This window comes from Herbaspirillum sp. SJZ106 (genome assembly GCF_006715495.1).
Lineage (GTDB): Bacteria > Pseudomonadota > Gammaproteobacteria > Burkholderiales > Burkholderiaceae_D > Herbaspirillum.
Genome location: NZ_VFNI01000006.1, coordinates 29,094 through 48,311, shown reverse-complemented (window position 1 = coordinate 48,311; position 19,218 = coordinate 29,094). Strand labels below are relative to the sequence as shown.

The 19,218-nt window shown below is 64.2% G+C and carries 18 protein-coding genes, 1 other RNA gene and 1 riboswitch; of the genes, 10 read left to right on the top strand and 9 right to left on the bottom strand.

The window, feature by feature from the left end:
- Nucleotides 1-53: 53 nt before the first annotated feature.
- From FB598_RS17925 to FB598_RS17915, 3 genes are all read left to right on the top strand, one after another.
- The gene (locus FB598_RS17925) at nt 54-821 is read left to right on the top strand and encodes a thioredoxin family protein (RefSeq protein ID WP_141917339.1); all 768 of its coding nucleotides are present in this window, start codon (nt 54-56) and stop codon (nt 819-821) included.
- Nucleotides 822-869: 48 nt separating this feature from the next.
- Nucleotides 870-1,460: a hypothetical protein gene (locus FB598_RS17920; RefSeq protein ID WP_141917341.1), complete on the top strand. Its 591-nt coding sequence runs from the start codon at nt 870-872 to the stop codon at nt 1,458-1,460.
- A gap of 72 nt (nt 1,461-1,532) precedes the next feature.
- Complete coding sequence (locus tag FB598_RS17915) at nt 1,533-2,477, top strand: DMT family transporter (protein ID WP_141917343.1); 945 nt, start codon at nt 1,533-1,535, stop codon at nt 2,475-2,477.
- Nucleotides 2,478-2,548: 71 nt separating this feature from the next.
- Here the strand turns inward: FB598_RS17915 and tcdA are convergent, their stop codons facing one another.
- The 4 genes from tcdA to yajC all read right to left on the bottom strand — a co-directional run bounded on the left by tcdA (nt 2,549) and on the right by yajC (nt 6,880).
- Nucleotides 2,549-3,427: a tRNA cyclic N6-threonylcarbamoyladenosine(37) synthase TcdA gene (gene tcdA / locus FB598_RS17910; RefSeq protein WP_141917346.1), complete on the bottom strand. Its 879-nt coding sequence runs from the start codon at nt 3,425-3,427 to the stop codon at nt 2,549-2,551.
- Between the two features lie 79 nt (nt 3,428-3,506).
- Nucleotides 3,507-4,451, bottom strand: coding sequence for a protein translocase subunit SecF (gene secF / locus FB598_RS17905; RefSeq protein ID WP_141917349.1), 945 nt, complete (start codon nt 4,449-4,451; stop codon nt 3,507-3,509).
- A gap of 71 nt (nt 4,452-4,522) precedes the next feature.
- Nucleotides 4,523-6,427 carry a protein translocase subunit SecD gene (gene secD / locus FB598_RS17900; RefSeq protein ID WP_141917351.1) on the bottom strand — a complete coding sequence of 635 codons (1,905 nt, stop codon included), beginning with the start codon at nt 6,425-6,427 and terminating at the stop codon, nt 4,523-4,525.
- 120 nt (nt 6,428-6,547) lie between these two features.
- A complete protein-coding gene (gene yajC / locus FB598_RS17895; RefSeq protein WP_141917354.1) occupies nt 6,548-6,880 on the bottom strand; it encodes a preprotein translocase subunit YajC in 333 nt (110 codons plus the stop codon).
- A gap of 269 nt (nt 6,881-7,149) precedes the next feature.
- On the opposite strand from yajC, the gene FB598_RS17890 reads away from it, so the two are divergent.
- The gene (locus FB598_RS17890) at nt 7,150-8,787 is read left to right on the top strand and encodes an acyl-CoA synthetase (protein ID WP_141917357.1); all 1,638 of its coding nucleotides are present in this window, start codon (nt 7,150-7,152) and stop codon (nt 8,785-8,787) included.
- Nucleotides 8,788-8,901: 114 nt separating this feature from the next.
- Here the strand turns inward: FB598_RS17890 and tgt are convergent, their stop codons facing one another.
- Complete coding sequence (tgt, locus tag FB598_RS17885) at nt 8,902-10,029, bottom strand: tRNA guanosine(34) transglycosylase Tgt (RefSeq protein WP_141917359.1); 1,128 nt, start codon at nt 10,027-10,029, stop codon at nt 8,902-8,904.
- 3 nt (nt 10,030-10,032) lie between these two features.
- Entirely contained in the window at nt 10,033-11,055 is a 1,023-nt protein-coding gene (gene queA, locus FB598_RS17880; protein WP_141917361.1) for a tRNA preQ1(34) S-adenosylmethionine ribosyltransferase-isomerase QueA, read from the bottom strand.
- A gap of 220 nt (nt 11,056-11,275) precedes the next feature.
- Between queA and recG the strand changes: the two genes are divergently transcribed.
- Entirely contained in the window at nt 11,276-13,399 is a 2,124-nt protein-coding gene (gene recG / locus FB598_RS17875) for an ATP-dependent DNA helicase RecG (RefSeq protein ID WP_141917363.1), read from the top strand.
- Nucleotides 13,400-13,445: 46 nt separating this feature from the next.
- On the opposite strand, the gene FB598_RS17870 is transcribed toward recG, so the two are convergent.
- Nucleotides 13,446-13,682: an oxidoreductase-like domain-containing protein gene (locus tag FB598_RS17870; protein WP_141917366.1), complete on the bottom strand. Its 237-nt coding sequence runs from the start codon at nt 13,680-13,682 to the stop codon at nt 13,446-13,448.
- A gap of 330 nt (nt 13,683-14,012) precedes the next feature.
- Here FB598_RS17870 and FB598_RS17865 point away from each other — a divergent pair, with 330 nt between their 5' ends.
- The 4 genes from FB598_RS17865 to ssrS all read left to right on the top strand — a co-directional run bounded on the left by FB598_RS17865 (nt 14,013) and on the right by ssrS (nt 15,902).
- Nucleotides 14,013-14,705 (top strand): tRNA-uridine aminocarboxypropyltransferase, encoded by a 693-nt coding sequence (locus tag FB598_RS17865; RefSeq protein WP_141917368.1) that lies wholly within the window; start codon nt 14,013-14,015, stop codon nt 14,703-14,705.
- A gap of 181 nt (nt 14,706-14,886) precedes the next feature.
- The gene (locus FB598_RS17860; RefSeq protein WP_141917370.1) at nt 14,887-15,120 is read left to right on the top strand and encodes a DUF904 domain-containing protein; all 234 of its coding nucleotides are present in this window, start codon (nt 14,887-14,889) and stop codon (nt 15,118-15,120) included.
- On the top strand, nt 15,117-15,434 hold the full coding sequence (locus FB598_RS17855) for a cell division protein ZapA (protein WP_141917373.1): 318 nt from the start codon (nt 15,117-15,119) through the stop codon (nt 15,432-15,434). The genes FB598_RS17860 and FB598_RS17855 overlap by 4 nt, the downstream gene beginning before the upstream one ends.
- Nucleotides 15,435-15,725: 291 nt before the next feature.
- Nucleotides 15,726-15,902, top strand: a non-coding RNA gene (gene ssrS, locus FB598_RS17850) — 6S RNA.
- A gap of 116 nt (nt 15,903-16,018) precedes the next feature.
- On the opposite strand, the gene nrdR is transcribed toward ssrS, so the two are convergent.
- Both nrdR and glyA read right to left on the bottom strand, forming a co-directional pair.
- Nucleotides 16,019-16,498, bottom strand: a complete 480-nt coding sequence (nrdR, locus tag FB598_RS17845; protein ID WP_141917375.1) for a transcriptional regulator NrdR — start codon at nt 16,496-16,498, stop codon at nt 16,019-16,021.
- A gap of 185 nt (nt 16,499-16,683) precedes the next feature.
- Complete coding sequence (gene glyA, locus FB598_RS17840) at nt 16,684-17,928, bottom strand: serine hydroxymethyltransferase (protein WP_141917378.1); 1,245 nt, start codon at nt 17,926-17,928, stop codon at nt 16,684-16,686.
- A 131-nt stretch (nt 17,929-18,059) separates the two neighbouring features.
- Nucleotides 18,060-18,160, bottom strand: a riboswitch (ZMP/ZTP riboswitch).
- A gap of 211 nt (nt 18,161-18,371) precedes the next feature.
- On the opposite strand from glyA, the gene FB598_RS17835 reads away from it, so the two are divergent.
- Nucleotides 18,372-19,124, top strand: coding sequence for an SDR family oxidoreductase (locus FB598_RS17835; protein WP_141917380.1), 753 nt, complete (start codon nt 18,372-18,374; stop codon nt 19,122-19,124).
- Nucleotides 19,125-19,218: the final 94 nt, after the last annotated feature.

The window sequence follows — 19,218 nt, the reverse complement described above, 5'->3', positions numbered from 1 at the left end:
CATCCCCCACCTCAGACAACACATTGCATGGCCGTACGGCCAGGGAGCACATCATGGATATCGCCCGTCACCCCATCGCCTCTTCCGAACAATGGCTGGATGCGCGCAAGAAATTGCTGGCGCGCGAAAAGGAGGTCATGCGCCTGGCCGACCAGTTGGCCGCGGAACGCCGCGCATTGCCGTGGGAACGCGTGGACAAGGATTACGTCTTCGACACCCTCGATGGCCCGCGCAAGCTGGCCGAACTGTTCGACGGCCGCCGCCAGTTGCTGGTCCAGCATTTCATGCTGGGCCCGGGTTGGGAACAAGGCTGCCCGAGCTGCTCTTTCATGGCCGACCACAGCGACGGCATGAATGTGCACCTGGCCCAGCGCGACATCACGCTGCTTGCCGTCTCGCGCGCGCCTTTGGCCGAGATCGAACGCTTCCGCCGCCGCATGGGCTGGCGCTTCGGCTGGGTTTCCTCGTATGGCAGCGATTTCAACGCGGACTTCGGCGTCAGCTTCACGCAGGAAGAACTGGCCGCGGGCGAAGTCGGCTACAACTATGGCCGCCGCTTTTTCCCTGCGGCAGAAGCGCCCGGCATCAGCGTCTTTGTCCGCGACGATGCGGGACAGGTCTTCCACTCTTATTCCACCTATGGCCGCGGCGTGGAAGTGATGATCGGCGCCTACCATATGATGGATCTGACGCCCAACGGCCGCGGCGAACGCGACGTGCCGCACAAGATGGAATGGGTGCGCCACCATGACCGCTATGACGGCGGCGCTGCAACAAGCGCCGGCGCCGGGCAGGCTGCATGCTGCCACGCGCGCGGCTAAGGCTCGGTCTAGGTTAAAGCGTTCCGCCCCCTCTCGCGCGAAGCTGCCATGTCCGCCGCCTGGTTCTGGATTGCGCTGGCCGCCAGCGGCGCGCTGCACGGGCTGAGCCCGGCCAGCGGCTGGATATTCGCCGCCGCCCGGCCTGATGGACGGCTGCAGGCGCTGCATGCCCTGCTGCCCAGCGCGCTCGGGCACCTCGCCGCGCTCGGCCTGGCGGCGGCAGGGGCCGCCCAGGCGCTCACGGCAACGGCCCAGCGCAACCTGTCGCTGGCAACGGCGGGCTTGCTGCTGTTGCTCATGCTGGCAGCGCGCCTGCATCCCGGCCTGCGCCGCACAAGACGGATCTCCGCCGGCTGTTGCGCGCTGGCGCTGTGGTCCTTCGCGCTCTCGGGCGCGCATGGGGCGGGCATGATGTTGCCGGCGCTGATGCCGCTATGCGGCGACGCCGGTTCCGCATCCGGCACGCTGGCGCGCGCCATGGCGGCGGTGTTCATCCATACCGCGGCCATGCTGGCGTCGGCCGCCGCAGCCGCCGGCCTGGCCTGTCAGGGCAGGCGCCTGTGGCAACGCCTGCGCCGCGCACCGGCCGGCCCCTGCGCGCGCCCGGCAACAGGCGACGATTTCCCAAATTGTCCGTAGCCTGCGCCAAGCCGTTTCCCGCTTGCCAAGGCATACTGCGACATTCGCAGTTTTCATGGCAAAGCTTTTCCGATGAGTTCCAATACGATCTTGCGCGGCATCCTGTTCGGCGCACTGGCCGGCGCGGCCTGGGGGCTGGTGTTCCTGGCGCCCGAGCTGACCCGCGAATTTTCTCCCTGGCAGTTGTCCGCCGGGCGCTACCTGGCTTACGGCGCGTTCGCCGCGGTGCTGATCGCGCCGCGTTTGCGCAGTGTGGCCAGCCGCCTGGGCGCGCCCGAATGGTGGGCGCTGGTGTGGCTGAGCTTGCTGGGCAATGTGGTCTACTATGTTTTCCTGTCCAGCGCGGTGCAGTTGGGCGGCATGGCCATGACCTCGCTGGTGATCGGCTTTCTGCCGGTGGCGGTGACCATCATCGGCAGCCGCGGCCGCGGCGCGGTGCCGATCCGCAAGCTGGCGCCCTCGCTGGCGCTGGGCCTGGCCGGCATCGCCTGCGTGGCATGGCAATCGCTGGCTGCCGGGCGCTCGGCAGCCGATGGCGCCCAGCAGATCCTGGGATTCTTTTGCGCGCTCGGCGCGCTGGTGTCGTGGACCGCTTACGCTGTCGGCAACAGCCGCTGGCTGGCGCGGCTGCACGCCATCTCGGCGCACGACTGGAGCCTGCTGACCGGATTGGTGACCGGGCTGCTGTCGCTGTTCGTAGCGCTGCCAGCCTTCACGCTGCTGCTGGAACCGCATTCGCAGGCTGAATGGGGACGTTTCCTGGCCGTCTCGGCCGGCGTGGCGATCATCGCCTCGCTATTCGGCAACGCCTGCTGGAACAAGGCCAGCCGCCTGCTGCCGCTGACCATGATCGGGCAGATGATCCTGTTCGAAACGCTGTTCGCCCTGCTCTACGGTTTCCTGTGGGAGCGCCGCCTGCCGACCTTGCTGGAAACGGCGGCCATGTTGCTGGTGACGGCCAGCGTGCTGCTGTGCGTGTCGGCGCATCGCGTGGTGGATGAAGGCGGCGGGCACTGAACGCTGCCCGGCACGCACAAAAAAACGCCTTGCGATTTGCAGCCGCAAGGCGTTTTTATGCACCGTAAAACTCAGGCTTTCTGCGCGATCTTCTTCAGCACATGCGCCGCCGCTACCAGGCCGAACGATGCGGTCACCACCATCGCCGAGCCGAATCCGGCGCAGTTCAGGCCGGTGACGCCGCCTTGCGCGACATCCTCGGCGGCGGCCACATCCACGGCATCGCCGCCGATATCCATCTCTTCTCCCGCCGGGTCGATGACGCAGGCTTCGCCCTCCGCCAACTCCGGGAAGCGCAACGGCTCGGTGGAAAACACCGCGTCGATATGGAACTTGTTCCTGGTGCCGCGCGGAAAGCCATGCTGCGCGCGCAGGCGCTTGCGCACCTTGGCCAGCAAGGGCTCCTGTTCGGTGCGGCACAGGTCGCGGATCTCGATCATGGTCGGGTCGATCTGGCCGCCGGCGCCGCCGATGGTCACCAGCGGCACGCCATGCTGGCGGCAATAGGCGATCAGCGCGACCTTGGCGCGCACGTTGTCGATGGCGTCGATCACGTAGTCGAAGCGGCCCACGCCGATCATCTGCGGGACATTGTCGGGGTCGAGGAAATCCTCCACCTCGGTCACCATGCAGGTCGGGTTGATCTGCATGATGCGCTCATGCAGCGCCGTCACCTTGGCCTTGCCGAGGGTGTCGGACAAGGCGTGGATCTGGCGGTTGACATTGGACTCCGCCAGGTTGTCCAGGTCGATCATCGTGATGTGGCCGATGGCGCTGCGCGCCAGCGCCTCCACCACCCACGAGCCGACGCCGCCGACGCCGACCACGCACACATGCGCATCGCGGAAGCGCTGCAAGGCCTGCGCGCCGTACAGGCGGGCGACCCCGCCGAAACGGCGGTCGTAATCGATGTCATGCAACGTGGAAGCAGCGTCTGCGGTAGTGCTCATGGGGAAATTCAATCGCGTTGTTGAAGACAAAAGGCCGCAACGCGAACGCTGCGGCCTTCGTGGACGATGCCGATGGTGATTACACCACCGCGCCGCCGTTCTCGTCCTTGGCCTTGACCGGCTTGATCAGGTCTTCACGCTTCACGCCCAGCCACATGGCCAGCGCGGCGGCGACGAACACCGACGAATAGATACCGAACAGGATGCCGATGGTCAGCGCCAGCGCGAAGTAATGCAGGGTCGGGCCGCCGAAGAAGAACATCGCCAGCACCATCATTTCGGTGCTGCCGTGGGTGATGATGGTACGCGACATGGTGCTGGTGATCGCGTGGTTCAACACCTCGGGCGTGGACAGCTTGCCGAAGCGGCGATCGCGGAAGGCTTCGCGCACCCGGTCGAACACCACCACCGATTCGTTGACCGAATAGCCCAGCACCGCCAGGATCGCCGCCAGCACGGTCAGCGAGAATTCCCACTGGAAGAAGGCGAAGAAACCGAGAATGATGATCACGTCGTGCAGGTTGGCGATCACCGCCGCCACCGCGAATTTCCATTCGAAGCGGAACGCCAGGTAGATCACGATGCCCACCACCACCATCGCCAGCGCCATCAGGCCGTCGTGCGCCAGCTCCTCGCCCACCTGCGGACCGACGAATTCGACGCGCTGCAGGCGCACCTCGGGATCGTCGGCCTTCAACGCCGCCGTCACCTTCTCGCTCTGCTGGCTGGCGTTCACGCCGGGCTGCGCCGGCAGGCGGATCATCACATCCTGGGCGGTGCCGAAGCTTTGCACCAGGGTGTCGCGGTAACCCAGGCCTTCGACCGACTTGCGGATCTTCTCCAGGTCGGCCGGTTTGCTGTAGGCCATTTCCATGACCGTGCCGCCGGTGAACTCGATCGAGAAATGCAGGCCCTTGCTCACCAGGAAGAACACTGCGGCGACGAAGGTCAGCGCCGAGATCACGTTGAAGATCAACGCATGGCGCATGAAGGGAATGTCTTTTTTGATGCGGAAAAATTCCATCGCTATCCTTTCGGTGCCGGCCGCGGGGTCTTACCCCGCGCGATCCGGCTCAAATCACTTGTCTGCCGCGCTTACTTGGCGCCGCGCTTGGTCGAAACCTTGCCGGAAGTCGACAGCGTCTCGCTGTCCGGCTTCCAGATCTGGCCGATGGCCAGGCCGGCCAGCTTCTTCTTGCGGCCGTACCAGAGGTTGACCATGCCGCGCGAGAAGAACACCGCCGAGAACATCGAGGTCAGGATGCCCAGGCAGTGCACCACGGCAAAGCCGCGGATCGCGCCGGAACCGAAGATCAAGAGCGCCAGGCCGGCGATCAGGGTGGTGACGTTGGAGTCCAGGATGGTCGCCCAGGCGCGGTCGAAACCGATCGAGATGGCCGCCTGCGGCGAATTGCCGGCACGCAGTTCTTCGCGGATGCGTTCGTTGATCAGCACGTTGGAGTCGATCGCCATACCCAGCGCCAGCGCAATCGCGGCGATGCCGGGCAAGGTCAGCGTAACCTGCAGCGTGGACAGCACCGCCACCAGCAACAGCACGTTCACCGACAGCGCCAGCGCGCTGAAGAAGCCGAACAGCTGGTAGTAGATCACCATGAAGATGGCCATCGCCAGGAAGCCGTACAGCACCGAGTCGAAGCCCTTCTTGATGTTGTCAGCGCCCAGTTGCGGGCCGATGGTGCGCTCTTCGATGATGTCCATCGGCGCGGCCAGGGAGCCGGCGCGCAGCAGCAGCGCCAGGTCGCTGGCGGCTTCGGGCGAACCCATGCCGGTGATCTGGAAGCGCGAGCCGAGTTCGGAACGGATGGTGGCCACGGTCAGGACTTCGCCCTTGCCCTTTTCGAACAGCACGATGGCCATGTTCTTGCCGACCTTGTCGCGGGTGGCTTCGCGCATCTTGCGCCCGCCGTCGCCGTTCAGGTCGATGCTGACCGCCGGCTGGTGGTTTTCATCGAAGCTGGCCGAGGCGTTGGAGATGTAGTCGCCGGTCAGCACCGGTTCCTTGTTGAGCACCACCGGCGCGCCCTTGCCGATCTTGAACAGTTCGGAACCGAACGGGATGGCGGCGCTTTCTTCGGTGCCGCGCACCACGCTCTCGTCGACCATGCGCACTTCCAGGGTGGCAGTGCGGCCGATGATGTCCTTGGCGCGCGAGACGTCCTGCACGCCCGGCAGCTCGACCACGATGCGGTCAGCGCCCTGGCGCTGGATCAGCGGCTCGGCCACGCCCAGCTCGTTGACGCGCTTGGACAGGGTGGAGATGTTCTGCTTGACGCCGTCTTCCTGGGTCTGCTTCAAGGCTTCCGGACGCAGGGTGGCGACCAGTTTCAGGTCGTCGCCGGCGCCGGCGTCGGCCAGCACCATCTCTTGCAGCTCGCCCAGCGCGGCGCGGGCCTTGGTGCGGGTGTCGGCGTCGCGGAACGAGATTTCGATGGCGTCGCCGTTGCGGCTGATGCCGTTATGGCGGATGTTCTTGTCGCGCAGCAGGCTGCGCACGCTGGCCTGCAATCCTTGCAGGCGCTTGTTGAGCACGGCCTTGATATCGACCTGCATCAGGAAGTGCACGCCGCCGCGCAAGTCCAGGCCCAGGTACATCGGGAAGGCGTGCAGGCTTTGCAGCCATTGCGGGGTATTGGGCAGCAGGTTGAACGCGACGATATAGGTCGGGTCCGACGGGTCGGTGTTGAGCTCCTTTTCCAGCAGGGCCTTGGCCTTGAACTGGATGTCGGTGGTGGCGAAACGCGCGCGCACCGAAGGCTGGGCGCCGCTGCCGTCGAATGCGACGCTCTCTGCGGACAGGCTGCCTTGCTTCAGGATCTCATCGACGCGGCCAGCCACGGCGGCCTCGACCTTCATGGTCGATTTGGCGCTGCTGATCTGCACGGCCGGCGACTCGCCGAAGAAGTTCGGGACGGTATAAATCACGCCGAACAGCAAGGCAACGACGATTAATGCGTATTTCCAGAGAGAGTAACGATTCATGGTGTTGTGCTTCTAGCTTCCAGAATGAGCTGCGGGTTGCTTGCAGCTTGCAGCGGGAACCCGGGGGTTCCAACAACATGGGCGCATCACCGATGCGCCCATTGGACCGTTGCGGCCGGATTACAGGCCCTTGATGGTGCCCTTGGGCAGCAGCGTGGCAACGGCTGCCTTTTGCACGATGATTTCGTTGCCTTCGGACACTTCGATGGTGATGTAGGCATCGGTGACCTTGGTGACCTTGCCCAGGATGCCGCCCGAGGTGACGATTTCGTCGCCCTTGGCCAGTGCATCCATCATCGCTTTCTGTTCTTTCTGACGCTTCATCTGCGGGCGGATCATCAGGAAGTACAGCACCACGAACATCAGGATGATCGGCAGGAAGCTGGTCAGGTTGCCCAGCATGCCACCGGGGGCTGCTGCTGCCGTTTGCGCGTATGCATCGGAAATAAACACGTAAGGCTCCAAAGGTTGATTGAAAAATAGCCCTGCATTCTAGCACTGCGCAGGCGCTATGCCCCTAAATCGGGACGGCTTGCCGGAGATCAAGATCGATTTGGCGATTTTCCGGCCTGTTTGCCCGCCTTTGACGGCCATGCCGGTCCGGCGCTGCCATTGCTCTTATCAAAACGGCATCGCCGCGTCACGGCAAAACTTGTACAGTGGCAAACAAAATCAAGACAAGATGGAACGCGCCGTTCCGCCACGACACAGGAGACCCCCGCATGCTGCCCACCGCGCCGCAACCCTACGAGGACATCGCCTCGGGCTTTGGCTGGAATATTCCCGAGCACTACAACATCGGCGTCGACGTCTGCGACAAATGGGCCGAACGCGAACCGCAGCGGCTGGCGCTGGTGCATATCGCGCGCGACGGCGGCGTGCGTGAATACAGCTTCGGCCAGATGCGCGCGCTGTCGAACCGCATGGCCAACCTGCTGCGCGCGCACGGCGTGCAACGCGGCGAGCGCATCGGCATCCTGCTACCGCAGGCGCCGGAGACTGCGTTCTCGCATGTGGCGGCGTACAAGAGCGGTTGCATCGCGATCCCGCTGTTCGCGCTGTTCGGCGCCGAGGCGCTGGAATATCGGCTGCACAACAGCGGCGCCAGGGTAGTAGTGACCAATGCCGAAGGCGCGGCCAAGCTGGCCGGCATCCGCGACCGCCTGCCAGCACTGAAGACAGTCTTCACCATCGACGGCGCCCGGCCCGGCACGGTCGACCTGCATGCGGCGCTGGCCGGCCAGGGCGAATCGTTCACCCCGGTCGCCACCCGCGCCGACGACCCGGCAGTCATCATCTACACCTCCGGCACCACCGGCCAGCCCAAGGGCGCGCTGCATGCGCACCGCGTGCTGCTGGGCCACCTGCCCGGAGTCGAGATGTCCCACAATTTATTTCCGATCGAAGGCGATCGCATCTGGACGCCGGCCGACTGGGCCTGGATCGGCGGCCTGCTGGATGTGCTGCTGCCGGCCTGGCACCACGGCGTGGCGGTAGTGGCGCACCGCTTCGAGAAATTTACCGGCGAAGCGGCGTTCCAGCTGCTGCAGGACCACGGCGTGCGCAACTGCTTCCTGCCGCCGACCGCGCTGAAGATGATGCGCACGGTGAGCGCTCCCGAACAACGCTGGAAGCTCAACCTGCGCTCGGTGGCCAGCGGCGGCGAATCGCTGGGCGCCGAACTGCTGGACTGGGGCCGCAAGACCTTCGGCCTGACCATCAACGAGTTCTACGGCCAGACCGAATGCAACATGACGGTTTCCTCCAACGCCGCCATCATGCCCTGCCGCCCCGGCAGCATCGGCCGCGCCGCGCCCGGCCACCGGGTAGCGATCGTGGACGACCGGGGCCTGCCGCTGCCCGACGGCGCGCAAGGCAACATCGCCGTGCTGCGGCCCGATCCGGTGATGTTTTTACAGTACTGGAACAATCCCGAGGCCACCGCCGCCAAGTTCGCCGGCGACTGGCTGCTGACCGGCGACACCGGCGTACGCGATGAGGAAGGCTATATCCGCTTCGTCGGACGCGACGACGACGTGATCACCTCGGCCGGCTACCGCATCGGCCCCGGCGAGATCGAGGACAACCTGCTGCAGCATCCGGCGGTGAAGATGGCGGCGGTAGTGGGCGCGCCGGACGCCGAGCGCACCGAGGTCGTAGTGGCGATCGTGGTGCTCAACGACGGGCATGAAGCCGGGGAAACGCTCAAGCGCGCGTTGCAGCAGCACGTCAAGACGCGGCTGGCGGCGCATGAGTATCCGCGCGAGGTCTACTTCGTGGAGGAGTTGCCGATGACGACTACCGGCAAGGTGATCCGGCGGCAACTAAGGGATATGGTGGAGAACTGGCGCAAGGCCTGAGCATCTTGGTGTCGTCCCGGCGCAGGCCGGGACCCAGCGGCGTTTGTCATGCCGCAACGGTAGTTGCACGGCGCTGGATCCTGACTTTCGTCAGGACGACAGGTAACCAAAGGTTCAAACGCCGCGCGCCCGGTCTTCCTTGAACTTGGCGACGAAAGCCTGGAAATGGCCGCCGTCGATGGCGTCGCGCATCTCCTGCATCAGTTGCAGGTAGTAATGCAGGTTGTGCACGGTGTTCATGCGCGCGCCGAGAATCTCCCCGGCGCGGTGCAGGTGATGCAGGTAGGCGCGCGAGAAGTTCTCGCAGGCGTAGCAGCCGCAGGTTTCGTCGTAGGGCTTTTCGTCATCCTTGTACTTGGCGTTCTTGATCTTGATATCGCCGTAGCGGGTGAAGATCCAGCCGTTGCGCGCATTGCGGGTCGGCATCACGCAGTCGAACATGTCGACGCCGCTGGCCACGCCGGCCACCAGGTCTTCCGGCGTGCCCACGCCCATCAGGTAGTGCGGCTTGTCGGCCGGCAAGCGCGGGCCGACGTGTTCCAGCACGCGCATCATGTCTTCCTTGGGCTCGCCCACCGACAGGCCGCCGATGGCGAAGCCGTCGAAGCCCAGCTCGCTCAGGCCGGCCAGCGATTCGTCACGCAGGCCCTCGAACATGCCGCCCTGGACGATGCCGAACAGCGCATTGGGGTTCTCGCCCTGGTCGAATTCATCCTTGGAACGCTTGGCCCAGCGCAGCGACATGCGCATCGACTTGCCGGCTTCCTCGCGGGTGGCGGGACGGCCGTCGATCTCGTAGGGGGTGCATTCGTCGAACTGCATCACGATGTCGGAGTTCAGCACGCGCTGGATCTGCATCGAGATCTCGGGCGAGAGGAACAGGCGGTCGCCGTTGATCGGCGAGGCGAAGGTCACGCCCTCTTCGGTGATCTTGCGCATCTCGCCCAGCGAAAACACCTGGAAGCCGCCGGAGTCGGTCAGGATCGGCTTGTCCCAGCCGATGAACTTGTGCAGGCCGCCGAACTTGCCGACCACCTCCAACCCCGGACGCAGCCACAGGTGAAAGGTGTTGCCGAGGATGATCTGGGCGTTGATCTCGTTCAATTCCAGCGGCGACATCGCCTTGACCGACCCATAGGTGCCGACCGGCATGAAGATCGGCGTTTCCACGGTGCCGTGGTTCAGTTTGACGCGGCCGCGGCGGGCATTGCCGTCGGTCTTGAGCAGGGTGAATTCGAGCATCGGTCAGCCTCGGTTGCAGGTGAGCAGCATGGCGTCGCCATAGCTGAAGAAACGGTATTTCTCTTGGATCGCGTGCGCATAGGCGGCGCGGATGTTGTCGTAGCCGGCGAAGGCCGAGACCAGCATCAGCAGCGTCGACTTGGGCAGGTGGAAATTGGTCACCAGGCGATCCACGGTCTTGAACGTGTAGCCGGGCGTGATGAAGAGTTGGGTATCGGCGCTGCCGGCTTGCAATTGCCCGGACTGCGAGCCGGATTCCAGCGCGCGCATGCTGGTGGTGCCGACCGCCACCACGCGCCCGCCCGCCGCCTTGGTGGCGCGCACCGCCTCCACCGTGGCTGGCGAAATGGTGTACCACTCGCTGTGCATCTTGTGCTGCGACAGGTCTTCCACCCGCACCGGCTGGAAGGTGCCGGCGCCCACATGCAGCGTGACGAAGGCTTGCTTGACGCCGCGCGCGGCCAGTTGATCCAGCAGGGCCTGGTCGAAGTGCAGGCCGGCGGTAGGCGCGGCGACCGCGCCCGGTTCTTTGGCGTAGACGGTCTGGTAGCGCGTCTCATCAAAGGCATCGGCCTCGTGTTCGATATACGGCGGCAACGGCAGGCTGCCGTATTGCTCCAGCAACGCGAATACGTCGGACGGGAAATGCAGCGTGTAGAACTCGCCGAAGCGCTCGCCCACGGTGACGTCGAAGGCGTCCGCCAGGCGGATTTTGGTGCCCGGCGGCGGCGACTTGGAGGCGCGCAGCTGGGCGTGCACGGTACGGGGATCGAGCACGCGCTCGACCAGCGCCTCGATCTTGCCGCCGGTTTCCTTGACGCCGAAAAAGCGCGCCTTGAGCACGCGCGTGTCGTTGAATACCAGCAGGTCGCCGGGGTTGAGCAGCGCGAGGATGTCGGCGAAACGGCGGTCAGTGAGCGTGGCGCCGTCTACCTGCAGCAGGCGCGAGGCGCTGCGCTCGGCCAGCGGCGTCTGCGCGATCAGCTCGGGCGGGAGCGCGAAATCGAAGTCGGAAAGAGAATACATGCGTGTACGATGAAATATCGGGGGCGTTCTGCCCGCACGGCAAAGCAAAGAAGTGTTGCCGGTGGGATTGATACTGTAAATAATCACAGTAAAATAACGCCCAACCCGCTATTTTACGCTGTCGGGGCATTTTTCCCATATGCCTGCCCCGCTAGCGTTTATCAGCGATCCATATCACCCGCCCGCACCCGACGCGCCACGACCAACGCCGCCACGACGCATGCCCGCTACCGCGAAGAAAACCACGAGCAAGAGCTCGGACAAGAAGGACGCCGCCAAAGCCGGGGCGGCCGGCGCCGCCAAACCCGAAAACAAGCTGGCCAAGCTGGGCCTGCACAATGACATGGACTTGGCGCTGCACCTGCCGCTGCGCTACGAGGACGAAACCACGCTCATGAGCATCGCCGAGGCCTCCCTGCGCGGCCTGCAGACGGTGCAGGTGGAGGGCGTGGTCACCGCCTGCGACGTGCAGTTCCGGCCGCGCCGCCAGTTGGTGGTGACGGTGGGAGACGACAGCGGCCAGTTGGTGATGCGCTTCCTCAATTTCTACGGCAGCCAGACCAAGCAACTGGCCGAAGGCACGCGGGTGCGGGTGCGCGGCGAACTGCGCCACGGCTTCTTCGGCGCCGAGATGGTCCATCCGCAATACAAGGTCGTCAACCAGGGCGCGCCGCTGCCCGATGTGCTCACGCCCGTATATCCGGCCGGCGAAGGCCTGTCGCAGGCCTACCTGCGCAAGTCCATCGCCAATGCCATGAGTCGGCTCGACTGGCAGGACACGCTGCCGCCATCGATGCTGGACACGCTCAAGCTGGCCGCCTTCGAACCGTCGGTGCGGCTGCTGCACAACCCGCCGCCGGATGTCGACGAGCATGCGCTGATCGAGCGCTCGCACCCGGCCTGGATCCGCATGAAGTTCGACGAACTGCTGGCGCAGCAGTTGTCGCTGAAGCGCGCCCAGGCCGCGCGCCGCGCCAAGACTGCGCGCGCGCTGCCGGTGACCGGGCGGGTGACGGCCGACCTGATCAAGCAACTGCCGTTCAAGCTGACCGGGGCGCAAGAGCGCGTGCTGGAAGAAATCCGCGCCGACCTGCGCCACTCCTTCCCGATGCAGCGCCTGCTGCAGGGGGATGTGGGCAGCGGCAAGACGGTGGTGGCGGCGCTGGCCGCGGCCCAGGCCATCGACAGCGGTTTCCAGGCGGTGCTGATGGCGCCGACCGAAATCCTGGCCGAGCAGCATTTCCGCAAGATCGCCGCCTGGATGGAGCCGCTGGACGTGGGCGTGGCCTGGCTCTCGGGCAGCCAGAAGAAGAAGGAAAAGACCGAGGCGCTGGCCCACATCGAGTCCGGCGCGGCGCGGCTGGTGGTAGGTACCCATGCGCTGATCCAGGACACGGTGCAGTTCGACAACCTGGGGCTGGTGATCGTGGACGAGCAGCACCGTTTCGGCGTGGGCCAGCGGCTGGCCTTGCGTAACAAGAGCAACAAGAGCTTCAACCCGGCCGAGGCCGACAATGCCACCGTGCCGCACCAGTTGATGATGTCGGCCACGCCGATCCCGCGCACGCTGGCCATGACCTATTACGCCGACCTGGAAGTGTCTGTGATCGACGAACTGCCGCCGGGCCGCTCGCCTATCGTGACCCGCGTGATCGACCAGAACCGGCGCGACGAGGTGATCGAACGCGTGCATGCGGCGGCGCTGGAAGGCAAGCAGATCTATTGGGTCTGCCCGCTGATCGAAGAGTCCGAGGCGCTGCAGTTGCAGACCGCCACCGACACCCACGCCACCTTGTCGGCCGCCCTGCCCGACCTCACCATCGGGCTGGTGCACGGGCGCATGAAACCGGTGGAAAAACAGATCGTGATGGAAGGCTTCAGCCGCGGCGCAATCCATGTGCTGGTGGCGACCACGGTGATCGAAGTCGGGGTGGACGTGCCTAATGCCTCGCTGATGGTGATCGAGCATGCCGAGCGCTTCGGCCTGTCGCAGTTGCACCAGTTGCGCGGGCGCGTGGGCCGCGGTTCGGCCGCCAGCGTGTGCCTGCTGATGTACCAGGGGCCGCTGGGCGGCACCGCCAAGGAGCGGCTGGCGATCATGCGCGAAACCACCGACGGCTTCGAGATCGCCCGGCGCGACCTCGACATCCGCGGCCCCGGCGAATTCCTGGGCGCGCGCCAGTCGGGCGAAGCCATGCTGCGCTTCGCCGACCTGGCGACCGACCAATGGCTGGTGGAAAAGGCGCGCGACACCGCGCAGGCGCTGCTGCAACATGCGCCGGACATCGTCGAGCGCCATCTGGCGCGCTGGCTGGGCGGGCGCGAGGATTACCTGAAGGTATGAAGGCCGCGGCGGCCGGCGGCATGGCCCGCCTGGCGCCGGCGCGACATCATTTCGCGCTTTTTGGGCGGGATTTCCTGCCGCCGGCGGCGCGCTCGGCCTGGCGTTGCTTCCAGGCTTCCAGCTGCGCCAGATAACGCTCGCGCGCCTGTTCATAGATATCGAAAATGCAGGGCACGCAACCGCTGCCGCAACAGTCTTCCAGTTGCGGCTCGACGGGCGGCTCCGGCGCCGGATCGTCGATCTGGCTGGCGCTATCTTGCTGGGCGGATTTTCTAGGACGCATTATTCATTGATGACCGACATGGTTAAGACGCACCGGATGCAGCGGATGGGCCGGATGGGCCGGATGGAACATGCTGCGGCATCTGCCCGTGCCGCCAAGAAAAAGAACCGGCATTGAAATTATTCAATTCCAACCAGAAAAACAGGGAGCAAATGTTCGATGTGCACCGATTGACTAGGTGATTTTCAAAGGCCAATCTACTTGTTCAGTGAGGTTAACGATTTTTTTCACTATTTGGCGGACGCTGGAGAAACTTACGCCAGATCGGCTACCGCGCCTGCAAACGCGGCCCGCCCGCATCCGACCGCATCCATCATTGAGGAAACCCCTATGTTAATGTCGTCCCACGATCCGTTCCAGCCTCGCCGCCAGCTCTGTTCCCGCTGCCAACGCGTCCAGACGGCATGCATCTGCCACTGGATTTCGCCGATCGACCATCTCTTCGACGTGCTGATCCTGCAGCATCCGCTGGAAGCCGGCAGCGCCAAGAACAGCGCCCGCCTGCTGCACCTGAGCCTGCCGCACAGCAAGCTGGCGGTGGGAGAAATCTTCGATCCCGCCGAGTTGCATGCCTTGCTGCACGCGCCTTCGATGCTCCCCTCCGGCGCCGGCATCGAGCTGCCGGTGCAGCCGGTGCTGCTCTATACCGAAGATGCCGGCACGCCGGCCAGCTCCCGCTTCGATGCGCGTACGATGTCTATCGACGGCCAGCCGCCCGAGCAACGGCTGCGGCTGGTGATCCTGGACGGCACCTGGCGCAAGAGCCGCAAGATGCTGCATGAGAATCCCTTGCTGCATGCGTTGCCGCGGCTGGCGCTGCAAGACACGCCGCTGTCGCAATACGTGATCCGCAAGGCGCATAAGCCGGAGCAGTTGTCCACGCTGGAAGCCGCCGGTTATGCGCTGATGCAGCTAGAGAAAAACAGTGAGAAGTACCACCCGCTGCTGACCGCCTTCGATGGCTTCGTGCTGCAGCAGACCCAGTTGCGCAGCCGCGGCCAGGCCAGCCGGTGCGGCGACTGAAGCGCAGGCGGCGCCCTCTGATCTTTTCCTGGCGCGCCGGCGGGCAACGGAATTGAAACAAAGTCCAACCGCGCTGCAACTAGGCCCTGGATATGCTGTCCGACCCCGCCAATGAGCATATAATTGCGCGATCCTCGACAATTGGCGATTGCGCTCAATTCCTATCCAGCGACCCACCAAGATGAGTTCAGAATTCCAACAACTGGCCGACAAAGTCGCCCAGCTCGCCCGACTGGCACAGAACCTGCGCGATGAAAATGCCGAGCTGCGCCGTCACGTCAAGACGCTGACCGACGACAATGCGCAATTGAACCAGCGCATCGATGAAGCCTACCAGCGCGTCAGCGCGGCGCTGTCCGAACTGCCTGCCGCCGAACCCGAGGAACCGGCGCAAACCACTGAGGAGGCCGCATGAGCGTCATCCAGATCCAGGCCACCATCATGGGCCAGCCCTATACCCTGGCCTGCCGCGAAGGCGAACAGGCTGCCTTGCACCATGCCGTCAGCTATCTCGACCAGAAGATGCGCGCCATCCGCGACGCCGGCAAGGTCAAGGGCACCGACCGTATCGCCGTGATGGCCGCCCTGGGCATCGCCGCCGAACTGCTCTCCACCCAGCAAGCCGAAGGCCCGTTCGCCGGCCTGACCATCGCCGAATGGAAACAGCAGGTCGCCGCCATCAACGACGTGCTGGACCAGGCGTTGGCGCCGCAGGAAAAACTGTTCTGACTCCGGCCGCGCCGCCAATAAAAAACGGCTGTCTGCGCGACAGCCGTTTTTTTATTGCGATCCCTCCGCGATGCGCCCCATTGCCATCGCGCCCTTGCATTGCCAGATGCGCAACGCATCGGCACGGGCATTGCGGCAAGCGGGCATGAAATTGTTATCGCAATGCAAGAAGCCGCCGCCCCGGAAAGATAGAGCAGGAAACACGCCCGCACACAAGCCTGTTCCGTTACAAATTCGCGTTATATTTTTGTACTAAGTCCTTGGACTCGCCGGCCGATTGCGTTAGACTTTGTACTCCTGCCGTGTTCGCGGTTGCCATATATTCCTTGAACCATTTACGAGCATAGGCTGTAGGATCGTTCGATGGGCGTGAGCGTCGCTAGTCCGATGAACCCGAAATTGAACTACTGCAGCCAACTTGAACCGTCAGGTTCAGGATGCCGGCACAGCGGCACAGGCGGGACTTGATTCCATGAAAAACGGCTGCATCTGCAGCCGTTTTTCATTTCCTCGCATCTTTGCATCTTTATTTCCTTGCGCCCGGATATCGGCCTGCGCAACGGCACCCGCCTTCCTCTGATTCTTCAGATATCCCGTTTCCTGGCGCCCTTGCGCTCATGCCCGACTTCGGCGATGGCATCCTGGAATTCGGTCACATCCTCGAAACTCTTGTACACCGAAGCGAAACGGATATAGGCGATCTTGTCCAGGCGCTTGAGTTCGCGCATGACCAGTTCGCCGATCTGGCCCGACATCACTTCGCGCGCACCGCTTTGCAGCAGCTTTTCCTGGATGCTCTGGATGGCGGCGTCGAGCGCCTCGGCCGAGACCGGACGCTTGCGCAACGCCAACATCAGGCTGCCGCGCAGCTTGGCCGGGTCGAACTCGGTGCGGCTGCCGTTCTTCTTGACGATCACCGGCATCGTCAGCTCGATGCGCTCATAGGTGGTGAAACGCTTGTCGCAATTGTCGCAACGGCGCCGGCGGCGGATCGAGCTGCCGTCTTCGGAAACGCGCGTGTCCAGCACCGGTGTATCTTCGTGATTGCAGAATGGGCACTTCATGGCGGCAATGGGCGGTTGTTACTGTTGCGTTATCCGTATCTGCCGGCCTGCTGGTTGGCAAACACGCTCAAACCACATGGTACTGCGGATAAGCGACGGCGCCCGGTCCCGGGCGCCGTCGCTCAGCTCGAACTGCAAACAAGCCATGGCGGCCTGGCGGCCCCCATGCGGTCATGCGGCCATGATCAGCCGTAGACCGGGAACGCGTCGGTCAGCTTCTTGACTTCGGCCTTCACGCGCTCGATGGTGGCTGCGTCATGCGGGTTGTCCAGCACGTCGGCGATCAGGTTGCCGACCTTTTCCGCTTGCTCTTCCTTGAAGCCGCGGGTGGTCATGGCCGGGCTGCCCAGGCGGATGCCGGAGGTCACGAATGGCTTTTCCGGATCGTTGGGGATGCCGTTCTTGTTGCAGGTGATGTGGGCAGAACCCAGGATCGCCTCGGCTTCCTTGCCGGTCAGCTTCTTCGGGCGCAGGTCCACCAGCATCACGTGCGACTCGGTGCCGCCGGAGACGATGCGCAGGCCGCGCTTGATCAGGGTCTTGGCCAGCACGTCGGCGTTCTTCACCACTTGCTGCTGGTAAGCCTTGAATTCCGGCGAGGAGGCTTCCTTGAAGGCCACCGCCTTGGCGGCGATGACGTGCATCAGCGGACCGCCCTGGATGCCCGGGAAGATCGCCGAGTTGATGGCCTTCTCATGCTCGGCCTTCATCAGGATCACGCCGCCGCGCGGGCCGCGCAGGGACTTGTGGGTGGTCGAGGTGACGAAGTCGGCGTGCGGCACCGGGTTCGGGTAGACGCCGGCGGCGATCAGGCCGGCGTAGTGGGCCATGTCGACCATGAAGTAGGCGCCGACTTCCTTGGCGATCCTGGCGAAACGCTCGAAATCGATGCGCAGCGAGTAGGCCGAAGCGCCGGCGATGATCAGCTTGGGCTTCTTCTCGCGCGCCAGGGCTTCCATGGCTTCGTAGTCGATCTCTTCCTTGTCGTTCAGGCCGTAGGAGACGACGTTGAACCACTTGCCGGACATGTTCAGCGCCATGCCGTGGGTCAGGTGACCGCCTTCGGCCAGCGACATGCCCATGATGGTGTCGCCCGGCTTCAACATGGCGAAGAACACGCCCTGGTTGGCCTGGGAGCCGGAGTTGGGCTGCACGTTGGCGGCTTCGGCGCCGAACAGGGCCTTCAGGCGATCGATCGCCAGTTGCTCGGCGATGTCCACGTATTCGCAGCCGCCGTAATAGCGCTTGCCCGGATAGCCTTCGGCGTACTTGTTGGTCAGTTGCGAACCCTGGGCTTCCATCACCGCCGGCGAGGTGTAGTTTTCCGAAGCGATCAGCTCGATGTGCTCTTGCTGGCGGGTGTTTTCCTTTTGGATGGCAGACCACAGGTCCGGATCGACTTTTGCGAGAGTCTGGTTCTTGTCAAACATGGTTTCTCCAAATTGATGAGGTGCGGCCGAAGACCAACCGTCACGGCGGCACAATGCCATTCGGGTCGACTTCAAAATCGAATGAGGGGCCAAACAGGTAGGATTGCGGGCAGCCTCAGTCGTACTTTCCATTCGGCTGCCCAGGCGCACGGCTGATGAAATCTCACGCTTCCCGATGGATGCCCATCTTGGCCGGAGATGCTCCGGCTTTTCGCCAGTCACGTGAGACGAAATGGTGAGCGCATTGTATTGAAACGGGGCGATTTCAGCAAGACGGTTCGCCATCGCGCAACACCGCCCGCCCCGCCCTGAAAGCGAGCCTGCCCTCGTAAAAACCGGCTTTGGGCTACAATTTCGTTTTCTTTCCGGGACGGCAATCCCGCCGGGCCCAGCGCCCGCGCCAAGGCTGCCGCCGGCCCCGCACCACAACAGGAGATTTGCAGATGGTCGTTTTGATTACAGGAGCAACCGCAGGATTCGGCGCCGCCATGGCGCGCAAATTCGTCAAGAACGGACATCAGGTGATCGCCGCCGGCCGCCGCAAGGAACGCCTGGATGAACTGGTCAACGAACTGGGCGCCGGCAATGTGCTGCCGCTGGTGCTGGACGTGACCAGCAAGCAATCGATCGAATCCGGCCTGGCCAGCCTGCAGGGCCAGTGGAAGGACATCGACGTACTGGTCAACAATGCCGGCCTGGCCCTGGGCCTGGGCCCGGCCCACGAAGTCGCGCTGTCGGACTGGGAAACCATGATCGACACCAACGTCAAGGGCCTGGTGACCATCACCCACTCCCTGCTGCCGGCCATGGTCAAGCGCGGCAGCGGCACCATCATCAACCTGGGTTCGGTGGCCGGCGCCTATCCTTATCCGGGCGGCAACGTCTATGGCGCCACCAAGGCCTTCGTCGACCAGTTCACGCTGAACCTGCGCGCCGACCTGGTCGGCACCGGTGTGCGCGCCACCAACCTGGCGCCGGGCCTGTGCGGCGGCACCGAGTTCTCCAACGTGCGCTTCAAGGGCGACGACGCGGCCGCGGCCAAGGTCTATGAAGGCACCCAGCCGCTGACCGCCGAGGATATCGCCGAAGCGGCCTTCTGGGTCGCCACCATGCCGGCCCATGTGAACATCAATTACATGGAACTGATGCCGACTTGCCAAGGCTTTTCGCCCTTCAACGTCAAGCGCAAACAGTAATGGATGAGGTAGAATGGGAGTCTGCTGCGGTGCCACAACGCCGCAGCTCTCACATTCCACCGGGCCCTGGCCGTTTCATGCAAGCAACATTTTC